This window comes from Falsibacillus pallidus (genome assembly GCF_050990905.1).
Taxonomy (GTDB): domain Bacteria; phylum Bacillota; class Bacilli; order Bacillales; family DSM-25281; genus Falsibacillus; species Falsibacillus pallidus_A.
Window position 1 is genome coordinate 3044286 of the sequence record NZ_CP158866.1, and the last position, 18102, is coordinate 3062387.

12 protein-coding genes and 7 tRNA genes are annotated in these 18102 nt (G+C 44.2%); 2 read left to right on the top strand and 17 right to left on the bottom strand.

Annotated features, from left to right (window positions below; all coding sequences use genetic code 11):
- Positions 1–9: 9 nt before the first annotated feature.
- The 5 genes from ABTV07_RS15950 to ABTV07_RS15970 all read right to left on the bottom strand — a co-directional run bounded on the left by ABTV07_RS15950 (position 10) and on the right by ABTV07_RS15970 (position 6634).
- Positions 10–1488 carry an o-succinylbenzoate--CoA ligase gene (locus tag ABTV07_RS15950; RefSeq protein ID WP_433743944.1) on the bottom strand — a complete coding sequence of 493 codons (1479 nt, stop codon included), beginning with the start codon at positions 1486–1488 and terminating at the stop codon, positions 10–12.
- A gap of 353 nt (positions 1489–1841) precedes the next feature.
- Positions 1842–2660 carry a 1,4-dihydroxy-2-naphthoyl-CoA synthase gene (gene menB / locus ABTV07_RS15955; protein WP_433743947.1) on the bottom strand — a complete coding sequence of 273 codons (819 nt, stop codon included), beginning with the start codon at positions 2658–2660 and terminating at the stop codon, positions 1842–1844.
- 13 nt (positions 2661–2673) lie between these two features.
- Positions 2674–3483, bottom strand: a complete 810-nt coding sequence (gene menH / locus ABTV07_RS15960) for a 2-succinyl-6-hydroxy-2,4-cyclohexadiene-1-carboxylate synthase (RefSeq protein WP_433743950.1) — start codon at positions 3481–3483, stop codon at positions 2674–2676.
- Complete coding sequence (gene menD, locus ABTV07_RS15965; protein ID WP_433743953.1) at positions 3483–5246, bottom strand: 2-succinyl-5-enolpyruvyl-6-hydroxy-3-cyclohexene-1-carboxylic-acid synthase; 1764 nt, start codon at positions 5244–5246, stop codon at positions 3483–3485. Before menD ends, menH begins: the two co-directional genes overlap by 1 nt.
- Complete coding sequence (locus ABTV07_RS15970) at positions 5243–6634, bottom strand: isochorismate synthase (RefSeq protein ID WP_433743956.1); 1392 nt, start codon at positions 6632–6634, stop codon at positions 5243–5245. Before ABTV07_RS15970 ends, menD begins: the two co-directional genes overlap by 4 nt.
- Positions 6635–6891: 257 nt before the next feature.
- On the opposite strand from ABTV07_RS15970, the gene ABTV07_RS15975 reads away from it, so the two are divergent.
- Both ABTV07_RS15975 and ABTV07_RS15980 read left to right on the top strand, forming a co-directional pair.
- Positions 6892–7815, top strand: a complete 924-nt coding sequence (locus ABTV07_RS15975) for a 1,4-dihydroxy-2-naphthoate polyprenyltransferase (protein WP_433743959.1) — start codon at positions 6892–6894, stop codon at positions 7813–7815.
- Between the two features lie 156 nt (positions 7816–7971).
- The gene (locus ABTV07_RS15980; RefSeq protein WP_433743962.1) at positions 7972–8733 is read left to right on the top strand and encodes a TraR/DksA C4-type zinc finger protein; all 762 of its coding nucleotides are present in this window, start codon (positions 7972–7974) and stop codon (positions 8731–8733) included.
- Between the two features lie 31 nt (positions 8734–8764).
- Here ABTV07_RS15980 and ABTV07_RS15985 read toward each other — a convergent pair whose 3' ends face one another.
- The 12 genes from ABTV07_RS15985 to ABTV07_RS16040 all read right to left on the bottom strand — a co-directional run bounded on the left by ABTV07_RS15985 (position 8765) and on the right by ABTV07_RS16040 (position 17921).
- Positions 8765–11176, bottom strand: coding sequence for a glycogen/starch/alpha-glucan phosphorylase (locus ABTV07_RS15985; RefSeq protein ID WP_433743965.1), 2412 nt, complete (start codon positions 11174–11176; stop codon positions 8765–8767).
- Positions 11166–12617, bottom strand: coding sequence for a glycogen synthase GlgA (gene glgA / locus ABTV07_RS15990; protein WP_433743967.1), 1452 nt, complete (start codon positions 12615–12617; stop codon positions 11166–11168). The genes ABTV07_RS15985 and glgA overlap by 11 nt, the downstream gene beginning before the upstream one ends.
- Entirely contained in the window at positions 12614–13633 is a 1020-nt protein-coding gene (locus ABTV07_RS15995; protein ID WP_433743969.1) for a sugar phosphate nucleotidyltransferase, read from the bottom strand. Before ABTV07_RS15995 ends, glgA begins: the two co-directional genes overlap by 4 nt.
- Positions 13634–13650: 17 nt before the next feature.
- Positions 13651–14799, bottom strand: coding sequence for a glucose-1-phosphate adenylyltransferase (locus ABTV07_RS16000; RefSeq protein ID WP_433743971.1), 1149 nt, complete (start codon positions 14797–14799; stop codon positions 13651–13653).
- Positions 14717–16675, bottom strand: coding sequence for a 1,4-alpha-glucan branching protein GlgB (gene glgB, locus ABTV07_RS16005; RefSeq protein ID WP_433743974.1), 1959 nt, complete (start codon positions 16673–16675; stop codon positions 14717–14719). The genes ABTV07_RS16000 and glgB overlap by 83 nt, the downstream gene beginning before the upstream one ends.
- Positions 16676–17308: 633 nt before the next feature.
- Positions 17309–17380, bottom strand: a tRNA-Glu gene (locus ABTV07_RS16010).
- A gap of 8 nt (positions 17381–17388) precedes the next feature.
- Positions 17389–17479 (bottom strand) — tRNA-Ser (locus ABTV07_RS16015).
- Between the two features lie 14 nt (positions 17480–17493).
- Positions 17494–17565: transfer RNA gene (locus ABTV07_RS16020), tRNA-Asn, on the bottom strand.
- A gap of 1 nt (position 17566) precedes the next feature.
- Positions 17567–17643: transfer RNA gene (locus ABTV07_RS16025), tRNA-Ile, on the bottom strand.
- Between the two features lie 9 nt (positions 17644–17652).
- Positions 17653–17726 (bottom strand) — tRNA-Gly (locus tag ABTV07_RS16030).
- Between the two features lie 5 nt (positions 17727–17731).
- A tRNA-His gene (locus ABTV07_RS16035) sits at positions 17732–17807 on the bottom strand.
- Positions 17808–17845: 38 nt separating this feature from the next.
- Positions 17846–17921 (bottom strand) — tRNA-Phe (locus ABTV07_RS16040).
- Positions 17922–18102: the final 181 nt, after the last annotated feature.

An 18102-nucleotide genomic window follows, 5' to 3' on the forward strand; every position in this document is an offset into this window, starting at 1 on the left:
TTTTAACACTCATTTCACCTCAGCTATCAAATCCGGCAATTGTCGGCGCAAAAGCTTATTTGATGCATTTCTAGGAAGTTCCTTTACAAAGTGAATTTTCTTTGGGAGTTTATATTTCGCTAGTTTTTGACGGCAATAATCGAGAAGCTCATTTTCTGTCAAACCTTGCTTGGCCACAACAAATGCGTGCGGGACCTCTCCCCATTGTGCATCGTTCATTCCTTTCACCCCTGCATCAGAAACATCAGGATGTGAAAGCAAAACATTCTCTATTTCAGCAGGATAAATATTTTCTCCCCCAGAAATGATTAAATCCGATCTTCTATCCAATACATACACAAAGCCATCTTCATCAAGGTACCCGATATCCCCTGTTTTGAACCAGCCTTCATGAAAGGATTCTTTATTTGCATCATCCCGGTTCAAGTATCCTTGAGTTACATTCGGACCTTTCACCACAATTTCTCCTTCGACGGTCGGGGGGGCATCCTTCTCATTCTTCATGATTTTTACCTGGCATGGGAATAGCGGCTTCCCTGCAGAACCCAGCTTACGGATGCTGTCTTCCGGCGCAAGTGTGACAATTTGCGATGAAGTTTCTGTCATCCCGTACGTTTGGAACACAGGGATTCCTTTATCCCTGCACTGTTCCAATATAGTCAATGGGGCCGGTCCACCGCCAAGGAGCATGCAGCGGAACTGCTCATGATATTCTTGATCATCCAAGTCGAGAAGCAGCCTTTGCAGCATGCTTGTCACTACAGATAGAATGGTGATTTCCCCTTGAATTAAACACTGATTGATTGCATGAACATCAAAGTTACCAAACAGTCGTACGGGCATTCCGTAGATGACACTGCGCATTAATATGGATAAGCCGCTAATATGAAATAGCGGGACGGTACATCCCCAAACATCTTTTTCGCTTAGCCCCAGATTAAGGGACGATCCGGATGCGCTCCACCAGTGGTTGCCATAAGTCTGCTTGACACCTTTTGGTCTTCCTGTCGTTCCAGAGGTATACATGATGGAGCAGATGGAATCAAGAGAGAATTCCTCCACCGGTTCAAATCTTTTTACAGGAGCATCTTTTAACTCCGATAACGAGAGGCAAGCAAGCTCTGGACATTCGTTTTGAATTTCTTTTAATTTCCCAAGGGACTCGGCATCCGCAATCAGAAGCTTTGCGTTCGCATCTTGAAGCTGCCAGGCCAATTCTGAGGGGGTGAGGCGAAGGTTTAAGAATAAGGTTTTGGCACCCATTTGCTGCAGGGCATGGATGACGGAGAACGTGTCAATATGATTGGACAACATTATTCCAACAGTATCTCCTTTTCTGATGGAATAACTGGCGATTTTAGCAGCCAAATCTACAGCTTGTTGAAAAAGTTCACGAAAGGTGAGCGTTTCATTTTCAAAAATGACCGCTTTTCTTTCAGGTGTAAGATAGGCTCTTTGTTTCAGCCAATTCGGCAAGTGCTGTTCCATGATGGTTCCTCCTGAAAAAGAAAGCTTGATGGCAGGACCACCAAGCTTCCGGATTAATAAGTTAAAATGGATTCCTCTTTCGTGATCCAGCTCCAGCACCCAGCCCCTCGAGTCATAAGCCATAACTCTACGGAAATCAGGATTACCTTCGAGTTCCCTCTTATGCTGGTCGGGTCTATCAGGGCGCTTCCGCTTTTCTATGTCCAGCTCCAGCGGCTAGAGGCTGGGAGGTTTCCTTCAGCGCGCTTACGATAAGTCAACATCGATTCGCTGGCTCTCTTCGTGTTTCCTTTATCTCGCTGCGCTTCAGTCCAACCTCGGCGCCTCTAAACAGCCGCTTCCGCTTTTCGTGATCAAGGGAATCTTGGGAATTGTCCGAAGTCCGGGCTGCGTTTTTCTTTGAATGCGTCGCGGCCTTCTTTTGCTTCGTCAGTTGTGTAGTAAAGAAGAGTTGCATCGCCGGCAAGCTGCTGCAGACCTGCAAGTCCGTCAGTATCAGCATTGAAAGCTGCTTTTAGGAAGCGAAGGGCTGTAGGGCTCTTTTGAAGCATTTCTTCTGCCCATTGCATCGTTTCTTCTTCCAGTTTCTCTAATGGCACGACTGTATTGACAAGTCCCATATCCAATGCTTCTTGAGCATTGTATTGACGGCAAAGGTACCAAATTTCTTTTGCTTTTTTATGTCCGATGATACGAGCCAAATAGCCTGCACCATATCCAGCATCAAAGCTTCCTACTTTAGGACCTGTTTGTCCAAAGATCGCATTTTCTGCTGCAATTGTAATGTCACAAACAACGTGGAGGACGTGTCCGCCGCCGACTGCATAACCTGCTACCATCGCGATGACCGGCTTTGGAATGACGCGGATCAAACGCTGCAAGTCAAGAACATTCAAACGTGGGATTTGATCTTCGCCAACATAGCCGCCATGGCCGCGGACTGTTTGGTCCCCGCCTGAACAGAATGCCAAATCTCCAGCACCCGTAAGAATAATGACACCAATGTTAGAGTCATCACGCGCATAAGCGAACGCATCAATCAGTTCCGCTACCGTTTTCGGCGTGAATGCATTGCGCTTTTCCGGACGGTTGATCGTGATTTTCGCAACGTGGTTATACGTTTCGTAAATAATTTCATCGTACTTTCTACCAGCTACCCATTCATAGTTCATTGTTTCTTCCTCCTTATGTAGTTAATAAAAACTCCTCTACCATTTTACCAAACTTTGTCGAATGTTCCACATGTAAAGCATGTCCGCATTGAGAAATTTTATGAAAGACAGCATTCGGCAGCCTGTTTTTCATTTCTTCGTTCAATAAACAGAACTTTTCATCGAGTTCCCCAGCCAATAATAGAACCGGCATCTGAAGATTATCCAGGCTATCCCACCAGCTTGGCTGGGCCCCTGTCCCCATCCCCCTTAAACTGTTCGCTAAACCAAGAGGGTCACAGTTCAACCGCTGATCCCTTATCTTCTGTCGTTTTTCGGCAGGAAGTTTTTTTTGTGAAGAAAATAATGCGATATTTTCCCAATAATCCACAAATGCCTCTATTCCTTCTTCCAGCAGTATCTGACACAGCTTCTCATCGGCAATTTTCCTTGATTTTTGTTCTGCCTTTGTCTTCAACCCCGGGGAAGAGCTCTCAAGGACCAGCCTTTTCACCTTGTCAGGAAATAAGACCGCAAATGTAAGTGCGAGTCTTCCGCCCATTGAATAGCCAAGGACATTAACAGAATCCAATTGCAGCTCCTCAAGAATCCGATTCAGATCATGAGCGCATTTTTCAATGCTGTACCGATGAAAATCATTTGGAATGTCGGAGTTCCCATGACCAAGACAATCAATGGTGATCACACGGAAATCCCGTGACAGCTGATGCTTTAAATCGTCCCATGTACTTCCATCACCTGTAAACCCATGCAGGCAAATGAGTGGTTCCCCTATACCCTCGGATTCGACAGCATAATAAACATCGTCGATGAAGATTTTCATTATTTGTCACCTTTTAGATAGTCTTCAATTTCCCGGGAAACAGTATTCCACAATTCTCGATGAACTTGTACATTTTTTTCTCTGTTTGTCTGAACTTCAATGATCTTCAATCCGTCATTTACTGCAGTATTTGTCAAAGCGGAATTAAAGTCATCCCAGCTTTCTGCCAAAGTATAATCCGCTCCATATAAAGCAGCAGCATGCTTGAAATCGAGGTTCGTCGGCGTACCGAACAGCAGCTCAAAATGAGGGGCTTTTTCCGCCTGTGGAAGGTAGGAAAAAATCCCTCCCCCATTATTATTCAAGATGATAATGGTTAGATTCAGTTTATTCATATTGGCTGCCAAGAGGCCGTTCATATCATGGAAAAAGGACAGGTCGCCAATCACAAGATGCATCGGGTGAATATGGGCGCTTGCCCCCAAGGCACTCGAAACCACGCCGTCAATGCCGTTTGCACCTCGGTTGGCCAAGATGTGGATGTTCTTCTTGTTATTGAAGAAGAACGAATCGATATCACGGATCGGCATACTGTTTCCAACAAAAATCCCGCTGTTTTCCGGAAGATTATTTGCCATTTCGAAGAATACTTTTCCTTCGTCCATATCTTCTGCCAATTCGATTTGAGCCATATTCTTTATTGTTATGGAATTGATGTCTTTCCACATCTTTAGCCAGCTGCTGTCCCTGTTTTGATTGCCTGCCCTCTTGATCAAGTTTTGGCAGAAGGAGGCTTCGTCGCTGTAGACCATTGTTGTGGCAATATGGGATGGGTCCCTCCAGCCGCTTCCGGAATCAACGACCACGTGCTGGGCAGATCTAAGACTTTTCATATACAGCATGGCTGATTTTGAAACCGGCATTGCCCCCAGTCGTATGACTACATCTGGTTTTAATGTCTGTTTCACAGCTTCTGTACGAAGGAACGCATCGTATCCTTCCAAAAGTATTTCCTGGTCCACTTCTTCCCTGCAACTTCTCAACTGTGAAAGAGGATCTGGAAGGACCGGATAGCCAAGCCTTTCAGCAAGTTCGATAATGGGACCTGCTGCATCCGCATCCATCGGGCCACATACAATGATCCCTTTTTCATGTGCTGAGAAAATAGAGGACAATTCATCCAATTGATTTTCATCTAAATGCAATGAACCATCCATTATTTTAGGGATCGTCATTTTCTTATCCATCCCATTGACCGACTCAAAAACTTCCCCGCTTAAGTCGGGGATGAGCGGTTCACGGAAAGGGAAATTAAGATGGACTGGTCCGGAAGGCATCGATTTTGCAACTCCAACTGCCCTGTTTGCAGCGGCTTTCACATAGTTGATCATGGATTCATCAGCATCTGGCAGCGCCATTTCATTGAACCATTTAACATGGGAGCCGAAAAGATGAATTTGATCGATAGCCTGCGGAGCCCCTACATTCCTTAGCTCATGGGGACGGTCGGCTGTCAGGACAATCAGCGGCACCCTGGAGAGGTTCGCTTCTACGACTGCAGGAAAATAATTTGCTGCAGCTGTCCCGGATGTACATAAAAGGACAACAGGTTTTTTCGAAGCCTTGGCAAGCCCAAGGGCAAAGAATCCAGCAGATCTTTCATCAACATTCATATATAAATTGATCGCCGGATGTTCTGCCATCAGAATGGCCATAGGGGTGGACCTGGAACCAGGGCTAACGACCATATCAGTGATGCCTGCCTGTACAAGTTCATCTATGAAAGAAGCTGTATATCGAGTCAGTGATTGTGTATGGCTCATGATTCTATTCCTCCAACAGCTCTCAACATCGGTTTAAGCTTTATCTTTGTTTCAATGTATTCACTTAGCGGATCGGAATCAGCTACAACCCCGCATCCAGCATATAGAAAAGCTTCATTGTTCTTTAAAAGGCCCGAGCGTATGGCAACAGCAAATTCCCCATTGCCACGGTAATCGAACCAACCGATGGGAGCAGCATATAGTCCTCTATCCATCTTTTCCTTCTGTCGTATTACTTCCATTGCCTTTTCCCTCGGTTCTCCCCCAAGAGCAGGAGTCGGATGCAAAGCTTGAATGAGGGCGGATAAAGGAACCTCTTCATCAATGGTTCCAACGACAGGTGTGTATAAATGCTGGATATCCCTTAATTTCAATAATGTTGGTCCGTCTGGAATTTTCACATCTTTGCAGTATTTTGCAAAGACAGATTCAATCATCCGGACGACAAACGCATGTTCTTGAAGATTTTTTTGATCGTTAAGCAGTTCCAATCCAAGCAGATTATCTTCTTCATCTGCTGTCCCTCTGCGGATGGAGCCTGCCAGGCATGTCGACAGAACCTTGCTTCCGTTCTTTTGAATCAATCTCTCTGGGGAAGCACCGATAAAGCAGCTTTCCCCTGATTCGAAGGCAAATGTAAAGCTGTCAGGCTGTTCATTTAATAAAGCCTCTAAGACAACCGGTGGTTTTATGGTCTCTTTGAAAGCTGCTTTGATTTTTCGGGCAAGGACCACTTTTTGCAATTCTCCTGCCCTCAATTCCTCTATGACATCTTCCACCGCTTTAATCCAAGCTTCCTTATGGATTTCTTCTATGGAAGCTTCTTCTATCGATTTTTTCCCTTGCCCTTTACCGCCCATGGACAAAAGATCATTTATTTCACTCTGCAGTGCAGGCGCTTCATCATTATTTGGCGAACATAGAATATTCACCGTCAAATATTTTTTACCTTGAGAAATAGTGAGCATATGTCTTGGTAAATAAAATTGGCTTGCAGCAAAATCTGCCCATTCTTCCTCTTTTTCGCTTAAAGGATCAAATGAATATCCTCCAAACAACAATGGGCCCGTACCGGGAATATCCGACGGGTTGTCGATGATTGCATGTTCAATTAAGCGCTTCCACTCCGATTCAGCCTCAAAAAAGCGATGGTCCACTTCATTATATTGAAATGATTTTTCCACACCTATTCCTGCCAAGATGCGTTCATTGGAGGAATCTTTCCAGAAAAACCGCTCTCCTCGATACTTTTCTTTTCCATTTTTAAAGAAAGCAAGGGGGTCGACAGCATTCTGGACCTCTATCGTTGAACTAAATAAAACCTGTCTTTTCTCTTGTTTGGCTTTCTTAAAAGCATTGTTGATTTTAGATTGCTGTATAATGGCCAATTTCTTCCCCCCACTTATGCCTTTACTTCGTTAATATGCAAATACAACTAAAGATACACCCTAAATAAAATGCCTGTCAATCATGTGACAATTATCCTTATTATAATATATCCCCCGATTTTTTTCAGGTAATGCCGCTTCTCATCAGGAAAACGCTCCTTCTGTATGGACAAAAAAGTGATTGACACCCACTGTCCCATTACCTACACTTTAGTTTGTAAAGAAATTGCAACATATGATAAAGGGAGAGACATATAATGGGTGTTCATTCTACTCCGGCTATTGAAAGGGATCATGGGTTTAAAATCTGGTGGCAGCTTATGCGGCCTCATACTCTGACGGCGGCATTTGTACCGGTGCTCCTTGGATCCGTTCTAGCTTTGAAATACACAGATATCCACTATGGATTATTTGCTGCGATGCTGATTGCAAGCCTGTTGATACAGGCAGCTACCAATATGTTTAATGAGTATTATGACTACGTAAGGGGCCTTGACAATGAATCGTCTGTTGGAATTGGCGGAGCCATTGTCAGGAACGGCGTCAAAGCGAAGACAGTCCTTAATCTGGCTTTGATTTTTTACGGAATTGCAATGCTTCTCGGAGTCTATATTTGTATGAATAGTTCCTGGTGGATTGCATTGGTCGGCCTAATCTGCATGGTCGTCGGCTATTTTTATACCGGCGGCCCGGTTCCGATAGCCTATACTCCTTTTGGGGAGTTGACCGCAGGATTATTCATGGGTGTTGCTATCATCTTGATTTCATTCTATATCCAAACCGGCAGCGTAACCGCTTCAAGTATTTTATTCTCGTTTCCGATCTTCCTTCTGGTCGGTGCCATCCTTTTGGCGAATAACATCAGGGATCTTGATGGGGACAAGCTTAATGGACGTAAAACCCTTGCAATTCTGCTCGGTCGAAAAGGTGCGATCTATCTTCTTGGGGCCATGTTCCTCATATCTTACTTATGGATCGCAGCATTGATTATTTTCATGCATGTTTCCTTCTGGATGCTGCTGACTTGCCTCAGTATCCCAAAGGCCATACAGGCAATCAAAGGGTTTATCGGCAAATCAGCTCCGATCCAGATGATGCCCGCTATGAAAGCCACCGCGCAGACCAATACCATCTTCGGCTTTTTGCTGACCGTCGGATTGTTCATCGCTTATATTATTTAATAATCATCTTTAAAAGGATTGCCCAAAAGCGGGCAATCCTTTTTATGTTTGAGAATTAGAATAGGGGATAAATATTAAAATAAAACTTCTTCATGATTTAGGTTGCAGAAGACAATACTAAACAAAGACGAAGTTATTCGAGAAGGAAGTGTAGATATGCTTACAACAGAACAGCTTTCCACATTGAAAGAAGAACTAACGGAACAGAAAAAGCAGTTTACGGGACATTTAAAAAGAGAGACTGAAAATATGGAAGACCGCAGCCAAAGCGAAAATTCCGGCGAACTGTCCATGTACGATAATCATCCCGCTGATATGGGTACAGAGTTGTATGAAAGGGAAAAGGATCTCGCATTGGACGAACATGACAAATCGGGATTACAGAAAGTGAATCAGGCTTTGGATGCCATGGAAGACGGCACCTACGGAAGATGTAAAACATGCGGGCAGGATATCCCTTTTGAGCGTCTGGAGGCCATTCCGACAACACTTTACTGCAAGGATCATTCCCAGGCACAACATATTGCAGGCGATCGGCCAGTTGAAGAAGATGTGCTCGAGCCTGCTCACGGAGATACATTCCGCCATCCAGATCAAGACGGCGTCAGGGACTACGAAGACAGCTTCCAAGAAGTTGCGCGGTATGGAACATCCGAGACCCCATCGGATTTCAAGGAAAGTGTCGAGGATTATGAAAGCCTCTATAATGAAGACGACTATGATACAGAAGGATTTACTGAAGACTATGAGTCCTTCATTGCAACTGATATCGATGGGAAGAATCGAAAAGTATACCCTTCGAAAAAACATGAGGAATACGAAGAAAGACTGGAGTCCGAGGATCTTGAATCACCGGTTGGAAACATCCCATATAAAAAGCGGGACAGTTATATAGATGATGATAAGAAAAATGAGTAGTTAAAACAAAAACGGCGGAAATCCGCCGTTTTTATTTTGCTAGTAAATTGGGGACAGAATGGATTCCCCAAATCTCTTCGGCATATTGCTGTATCGTTCTATCACTGGAGAAATAGCCTGAATACGCAATATTTTTTAAACTGATGGAAAGCCATTCGTTCCGCTTTTGATATACTTCTCCCGCCTTCTCTTGAATGGACGCATAGGAAGCAAAATCCCTTAGCACGAAATATTGATCATTTCCGTCTAAAAGCGAATCAAAAATTGGCAGGAATTCCTCCGCCCCATCTGGGAGGAAGCCGTCCACAAGCTGATCGACCACCCGTTTTATTTCTTCATGATGGTGGTAATACTCTGTCGAATGGTAGCCGCCTTGCTGTTGATATCTCAAGACTTCCTCAGCTGAAAGACCAAAAATAAAGATTCCATCCGACCCGACTTTTTCATGGATCTCTACGTTCGCCCCATCCATCGTTCCTACTGTCACAGCCCCGTTCATCATCAGTTTCATATTTCCAGTCCCTGAAGCTTCCTTGCTTGCAGTGGATATCTGTTCACTGATATCAGCGGCCGGGATGATTTCTTCTGCTAATGATACGCGGTAATTTTCCGTGAATATGATTTTTATGCGATCTCTCGCTACAGGATCTCTGCTGATTTTATCTGCCACCGTATGGATGAGTTTGATGATTTTTTTTGCATAATAATATCCCGGTGATGCCTTTGCCCCAAATATGAACGTCCTTGGATAAAATGTGAAGCCGCGGTCATCATGGATCCGATTGTATAAATGCATGATGTGCAGAATATTTAATAGCTGCCGTTTGTAGGCATGCAGCCTTTTGATGTGGACATCAAAAATGGAGGCAGGATCAACGGCAATTTGCTGCTTCTCCCAAATACGCTTTGCAAACTGCTCTTTCTTTTTTTGTTTAATCATGTCCAATTGCTGTAAAAATGCTCCATCATGCAGGAACCCATTTAATCTTTCCAATTCATCGGGATGATGGATCCATTGATCGCCAATTCCATTGCTAATCAACCTTGATAACTCAGGATTCGCCTTTAAAAGCCAACGTCTGTGGGTGATCCCATTCGTTTTATTGTTGAACTTGCCAGGATAGAATTGATGAAAGTCTTTCATTTCCCGTTCTTTTAAGATTTCAGTATGGAGATGCGCAACCCCATTGACACTGAAGCTTCCGGCTATTGCTAAATGCGCCATCTTGATTTGGCCATGAGAAAGGATGGCCATCCGCTCGATTCGTTCCCAGTCACCCGGGTATGCTTCCCATAATTCTTTGCAGAACCGTTCATTGATTTCTTCGACAATCATGAAAATCCGGGGAAGCAGCGGTTTGAAAAGGTGGACGGGCCATTTCTCCAGTGCCTCAGACAACGTCGTATGGTTGGTATAGCAAATGGTTTTGCTGGTGATGTCCCACGCTTCATCCCAGGAGAGGGAAAAACGATCAATCAAGATCCTCATCAACTCAGGGATAGCCAATACGGGATGGGTATCATTGATATGGATGCACACATGATCAGCAAATTCCTTCATTGTGCCTTTTCTCTCTAAATATTGTTTGATGATGGCTGATAGACTTGCCGAAACGAGGAAATACTGCTGCTTCAGTCGAAGGATCTTCCCTTCATCATGTGCATCGTCAGGGTAAAGGAATTCAGTGATGGCTTCGGTCTCCCGCTTATATTTCAGGATATCCCGGCCAGCCGGATAGGGTGAAGCTTCCGCACTCCATAGCCTTAATGTATTGACCGTACCATTTTTATAGCCTGCTACCGGTACATCATAGGGGATGGCTGTGACATATTCCGCATCGAGATGGGAAAAAGTCAGCCTCCCGTCCCGGTAATGGCTCTCCACCCTCCCCCAAAAAGGGATCTCCACTGCCAAATCGTTTTTTCTCACTTCCCAAACATGGCCGTTTTTCAGCCAATGCTCCGGCAATTCCACCTGATATCCGTCGACAATCTTCTGTTCGAATAACCCATGCCTATACCTGATGCCGCAGCCATGCCCAGGCAGCTGGAGAGAGGCAAGGGAATCCATAAAGCAAGCTGCCAGCCTTCCCAGTCCTCCATTGCCAAGGCCGGCATCCGGCTCCATTTCCTCTAATTCATCAAGCGAGATGCCCAAATCATACAATCCCTCTTTAACGACGTCATAAATCCCTAGATTAAGCAAATTCTGAACGAGGACTTTCCCCAGCAAAAATTCAATTGAAAGGTAGTATACCTGTTTGTTTTTTGAAATTCTGTACTGTTCATTAGAATTGATCCAATCCATGCTGATATGCTCCCGGACCATGTTGCCTAAAGCCATGAAATGATCGTTTGAATTGGTTTCCTGGAATCCTTTTCCGCTCATCATCTCCAACTTTTTCAGGAAGGCAAGCTTAAATTCATCGCGGTCAGAAAACATGGCTTTCTCTCCTGGCTAACAGACTGCTGTACAGTTCTTCATAATGAGAGGCAGATGCCTCCCAGCTATGATCCTGTTTCATGGCATTCTGTACTATTTGCTTCCATTTTGACTGATCATGGAAAAATTTTAGTGCACGTTCAATCGTGAACAGCATGTCATGGGCATTGTAATTTGAGAAGCTGAATCCGTTCCCTTCATTGGTAAACTCATTGAAAGGAAAGACGGTATCTTTCAATCCCCCAGTCTCTCTGACAACAGGGACCGCTCCATACCGCATGGCAATCAACTGGCCCAGTCCGCAAGGTTCAAACTTGGAAGGCATAAGGAATAAGTCTGCCCCGGCATAGATTTTGTGAGCCAATTGTTCATCAAAGCCGATGACAGCCTTTACTTTTTGCGGATATCGATCGGCCATTTCCCGGACAAAATTTTCGTATTCAGCATCACCAGTTCCTAAAATGATGAGCTGAAGATCATGGGCAAGGATTTCATGGAATACTCCCCTTATCAAATCAATCCCTTTTTGTGCCGTTAATCGGGAAATCATTGCCGCAACTGGGATATCCTCAGATACTGGCAGTTGAAATGACTCTTGCAGATTTAATTTATTGGCTACTTTTCCATCAAGGGAATCAGCATCATAATTTTTTGTCAGCCAAGGATCATTTACTGGGTCATACAGCTCGTAGTCAATGCCATTCAAAATTCCCTTCAGCGAATCTGAGCGCTTGCTCAATATTCCGTCAAGCTTCTCCCCAAAATATTCAGTAAGAATTTCTTTGCTGTAGGTCTCGCTTACAGTCGTAATTTGATCGGCTGCTGCGATGGCTGATTTCATAAAATTGACGTTCCCGTAAAATTCAGTTAACCGGCTGTTGTAAAATGATTCATCCATGTTCAATAGTTCTGTGAGCACCGATTTCGGGAAAATCCCCTGAAACTGAAGGTTGTGGATGGTGTATACCGTTTTTATAAACTCATAGCCTGATTTTTTTTGGTAATCTGCCCTCAGGCAGAGCGGCACCATTCCTGTATGCCAATCATGGCAATGAATGATATCTGGGAAGAAAGAAAGATGTTCAAATGACTCAAGCACCGCCCGGCAAAAAAACGAAAATCGCTCTCCATCATCAAAATGGCCGTACATATCACCCCGGTTAAAATAGTATTCATGATCAATGAAGTAATAGACGACCCCTTCCCATTCCATTTTTTCAATTCCGCAATATTGATTTCTCCAGCCCATTTGGACCCGATAATCACATGCGTGCTGCATCTTATCTTTAAATTCCTGGGGAATCTGACCGTATTTAGGCATCATCACCCTGATATCATGGCCTCTTTCCTTGAGTTTCTTTGGAAGTGCACCGGCTACATCAGCCAATCCCCCTGACTTTGCAAATGGAACGCATTCTGAGACAACGAATAATAGTTTCATAAATTCATCAGTGCTCCCTGTGTGGTGCCTTTTTGAAGAACGATAGGCGATGATTTCTGCCCCTTCAGCACAACCCCATTTTCTATTTTTACTTCTTTATCCAGTATGACCGATTCTAACAAGCAATCAGATCCAATTTGGCTTTTCTGCATGATGATGCTGTCTTTAATTACCGTCCCTTTAGCGATTTTCACTGCTCTGAAAATAATGCTGTTTTCTACGTGCCCTTCTATCACGCAGCCGTTGGCAATCATGGAATTTTTCACGACTGCACCACTCGAATATCTCGTTGGCGGTTCATCCTTCACCTTAGTGAATACCGGCTGGTCCCCTACAAATAATTGCTTCCAAATTGTCGGGTCAAGCAGGGATAGGCTCACCTCATAATAGTTGTCTATGGAATCGATCATCTTTGTAAAATTGGTAACTTCATACCTTCCTAACTGATAGCGGCTTTTACCTCTGGCAACTACATCTTTCATGCTCAAAAATCCTGTTTGCTGCCGCGATGTGATCAATTCAATGAGGAGAGATGTCTTTAAAATATACATCTCAATTGATTTTCCTTCATGGCAGATTTCCGTTATATCACATCCGGTCTGAATATGCCTTTCTAAGATCGGCTGAAAGTTCATCGTGTTCATGGTGAAGCAATTGCTGATCAATGAATATTCCTGTGAGCTGCGATAAAAGAAGTCCAAGTGATGAGAAAAGTGGCAAAAAGCATCTGCCGCCTCATCCACTCCTGATGCCGGAAAGAAAAATAAGCCATCACGCTTCCTGTTCAAATCCCAATTCTTCCCTGACTCCAGATGGTCCATCAATGACCTGTATTGTGATTTAGGAAAAATCCCAACGCTCTGAATCCCCGAGTTCACCATATTGGAGAGGATAAAATCGATCAATCTGTATCTTCCCCCGATTGGAACAGCTGCAAGTGAGCGGTTAGACATCAAAGGCTCCAATAATTCGTGGCTCGTTGTGGCATCAATGACACCAAGCAATGATTTATTCATTTTTCTCTCCCTGCCCTTCAACAGATATTGTGTGTTCTTAAATAGTCTTCCGTCACCAACAGGACATCCGAAGAGGCATCATCGGGATAGATGCGTGCACCATCCGGAACTTTCACAGATGAAGAGACGATGGCTCTTTCAATATAGACATTTTCGCCAACAACAGCATCTGGCATTATGACCGATTGATAAACCTTTGAATTCCGCCCTACATATGCCCCTTGGAAAAGTACGGATTTTTCAACATCCCCTTCCACGACACATCCTTCATTGATCAGAGATTCTTCCACTACAGCGTCCCGTCCGATATATTGAGGAGGCTGATTCGGATTGACAGAATAAATCCTCCAGTCATGGTCAAATAGATTGAGTTCACAGTTTTCTTCCAAAAGATCCATGTTTGCTTCCCAAAGACTATTTACTGTGCCAACATCCTTCCAATATCCGCTGAAAGGATATGCCACCAATCTTTTATTCTCTTTTAACATCATCGGGATCACATCCTTCCCGAAATCATGAGAAGATTCAGGATTCAAGCTGTCCCTCTGGAGGCTATCCCTTAAAATGCTCCACTTAAAGATGTAGATTCCCATTGATGCAAGGTTATTCTTAGGGATATCGGGCTTTTCTTCAAATTCAATGATTTCCATGCTTTCATTCGTGTTCATGATGCCAAATCTACTGGCTTCTTCCCACGGAACTTCAATGACGGATATCGTCGCATCTGCTTTTTGCTCAATATGGAACTGCAGCATTTCAGAGTAATCCATCTTGTAAATGTGATCCCCTGATAGAATTAAGACATACTCCGGATTGAACTGTTCCAGATAATTAAAATTCTGATAGATGGCACTGGCCGTCCCGCTGTACCACCTGACTTGGGATGACTCACTATATGGAGGCAGTACGGTCACTCCCCCGCTTTTCCTGTCCAGATCCCATGCACTTCCGATGCCGATATATGAATGAAGAAGAAGCGGCTGGTACTGCGTCAGGACACCGACCGTATCAATTCCTGAATTCGTGCAGTTGCTCAAGGCAAAATCAATGATTCGATACTTTCCCCCAAATGGAACTGCTGGTTTAGCCAAGGTTTGTGTTAATGAGTTTAACCGACTTCCTTTTCCTCCCGCTAACAGCATTGCTACGCAATCGACTTTTACCATTGATGTCTTGCTCCTTTCGTTGGATGGATGGTTTGAGATAAATAATGGAGAAAGGCGGGATGGTAAGCTCGATATAATGAGGCTTGCCGTGATATACCCCTTTGTTGGAAATGATGGGGCCTTCATTTATTCTTCCTGATCCGCCGAAATCCGAATGGTCGCTATTTAAAATTTCCAAATAAAAATCAGCCTCTAAAACTCCCACTTTATATTGATAGTATGATTTCCTGCTGAAATTACAGATGACAGTGACAAAATCATGTCGGTTCAACCCATGGCGGATAAATGAAAAAATCTGCTGGTCTGAGTTATTTACATCGATCCATTCAAACCCTTCGTGCCTGTCATCCATTTCAAATAGAGGCGGCATATATTGATATAAATGAAGCAATTGCTTCAAGAAAACATTCGTTTTTTGATGCTGCTCAAACTCCATTAAATTCCAATCCAATGCCCTCGCTTCATCCCATTCAGAAAAAGAAGCAAGTTCCGCACCCATAAACAGCAATTTCTTTCCAGGATGCGCCACAAGATAACCACATAGAAGACGAAGCTGTGAAAACTTATCCTCATAATTCCCGGGGCATTTATCGAGCAGTGACTTCTTTCCATGTACCACTTCATCATGGGAGAGGGGAAGGATGAATTTCTCCGAAAATGCATACATCAATGAAAAGGTGATAAGGGAGTGCACATCCTTTCTTTCCTCTGGAGGGGTTTCCATATATCGAAGGAGGTCATTCATCCACCCCATATTCCACTTATAGCCGAAACCAAGACCACCATTTTGTATACTGTCTGTTACTCCAGGGAAATCAGAGGAATCCTCCGCAATCATCAGGATACCCGGATCATACTGATGGACAAAACCATTCATTTCCTTTAAAAAATCAATCGCACCATGATTAAATTGCCCCTCTTCATTCGGCCAGTAAATAATATTGGCGACTGCATCCACCCTGAATCCATCTATATGAAAGCAGTTCATCCAATAATGCAGATTCGATATCAGGAAACTTCTCACTTCCCTCTTGCCGAGATCAAAGTTGGCCGTCCCCCACACTCCATTCTCCCGATGTTTTTCATTTTGATATTCATATACACAGTCACCGTCAAATTGATATAAGCCATGCGCATCCTTGCAAAAATGTCCAGGGACCCAATCAAGGATCACCCCGATGTTCGCAGCATGCAGCCGATTGATTAAATCCATCAAGTCAAACGGACTCCCATACCTGCTCGTAGGTGCAAAATAGCCTGTACCCTGGTACCCCCAAGACCCGTCAAAGGGATGCTCTGCAAGGGGCAGGAGTTCCACATGTGTGAATCCATGCTCCTTCACATATGGTATAAGCTCATCAGCAAGCTCAGAATAGCCTATAAACCCGTTATCACTATTTCTTCTCCAAGAGCCTGGATGAACTTCATAAATGGCAATAGGGGCCTTCACGGAGCCTTTAAGGGACCTGTTTTCCATCCAGTTTGAATCGCTCCATTGAAATCCATTTAATCGATAGATGATCCCTGCATTCCCCGGCCTCACTTCAGTATAAAAAGCAAATGGGTCCGTTTTATCCAAACGGTCCCCCCCACTTGTCAAAATCCTATATTTATACTGATGGCCCTCCAGGTTTTTCGGAACTTGCAGGCACCAGCATTCAGATCCTTCCCTCTCCATGACATGGGCGCTCCCATCCCACTGATTAAATGATCCAATTACCTGCACCTCGATGGCATGTGGAGCCCACACACAGAACCTTGTTGCATACTCTTTTCCTATGTGATAAACATGTGCACCGAAAAGATGATATGCCTGAAACAGCTTTCCTTCATGAAATAAGTGAAACTCCTTATCCGTGGGATTCATAACCTCCATACGCGGACCACCTTCAATAATTAAAAATGTTATGTTCAATTTTCGTGCAACATGTAAGAATCCCTTTTAATAAAAAAACAAAAGTATCGACAATGCATGCTTGAAGGTGTCTGTCACCACCCGACTTTTGTCGAATGATGGCGCCTCAATGGAAATGGTATGGGAGCGTTGGGTAGCTGGCACTCCTTGGTTTTTGTAGAGGTGCCTTGAGGGTGTCTTTAGGGTATCTTTGAGGTGCCTGTCACCCCCCGACTTTTGTCGAATGATGGCGTCGGCGCATAAGGGTGGGGGTTTGGCGCATAAGAGGCACTGCCTGGCGCATAGAAATCAATTTTTCGCGCATAAAACTAAAAAGTAGCTCATAGACACAGAATTTTCGCGCATAGAGCATGTGGAGGGGTGGAAATTACTATTAATTTTCATGCTATTTTACTCATTTAATACTTCAAAAGACTTTTTTTACCTATCTGGACAATCATTTTGGCCCCTTCAGCAGCTCTGGAGTTACATTTCGCTTCAATTCCGCTCACTTTTACACCATTAACCCATATCAATCCTTTTTAGAGATTAGAAAATTTCTTAAACGCAAAAAAAAAACAGGAAGAGATTATTCTCTTCCTGTTTCCTATTAGATGACCCGTACGGGATTCGAACCCGTGTTACCGCCGTGAAAGGGCGGTGTCTTAACCGCTTGACCAACGGGCCGTTATATATGGCGGAGAAGGAGGGATTTGAACCCTCGCGCCGCTTACGCGACCTACACCCTTAGCAGGGGCGCCTCTTCAGCCACTTGAGTACTTCCCCATATAAAAAAATAACTCCGCAGGCAGGACTCGAACCTGCGACCGATCGGTTAACAGCCGATAGCTCTACCACTGAGCTACTGCGGAATGGTGGGCCTAAGTGGACTCGAACCACCGACCTCACGCTTATCAGGCGTGCGCTCTAACCAGCTGAGCTATAGGCCCAAATAATATTGGAGCGGGTGAAGGGAATCGAACCCTCATCATCAGCTTGGAAGGCTGAGGTTTTACCACTAAACTACACCCGCATCTATGGGGCGACTGATGGGAATCGAACCCACGAGTGTCGGAGCCACAATCCGATGCGTTAACCACTTCGCCACAGCCGCCATAGTTAGTAAATATAGAAATGTTGCGGCTAGATAAATGGTGGCTTGGGACGGAATCGAACCGCCGACACATGGATTTTCAGTCCATTGCTCTACCGACTGAGCTACCAAGCCATTTTAGTTACGGTTTACGCTAGGCTGCGAATTTCTTCGTCAGCTTCGATCACTCAAGTCCTCACGTACGTACAGCACGCTCCGGCTTTCGTTCTCTCGCTTCCTCGAACTTCTTGCCTATCCTAAACCTTTCATTCTTGATGAGTCTTTACTTGACACATCAAATTCAGTTTTTCGCCTA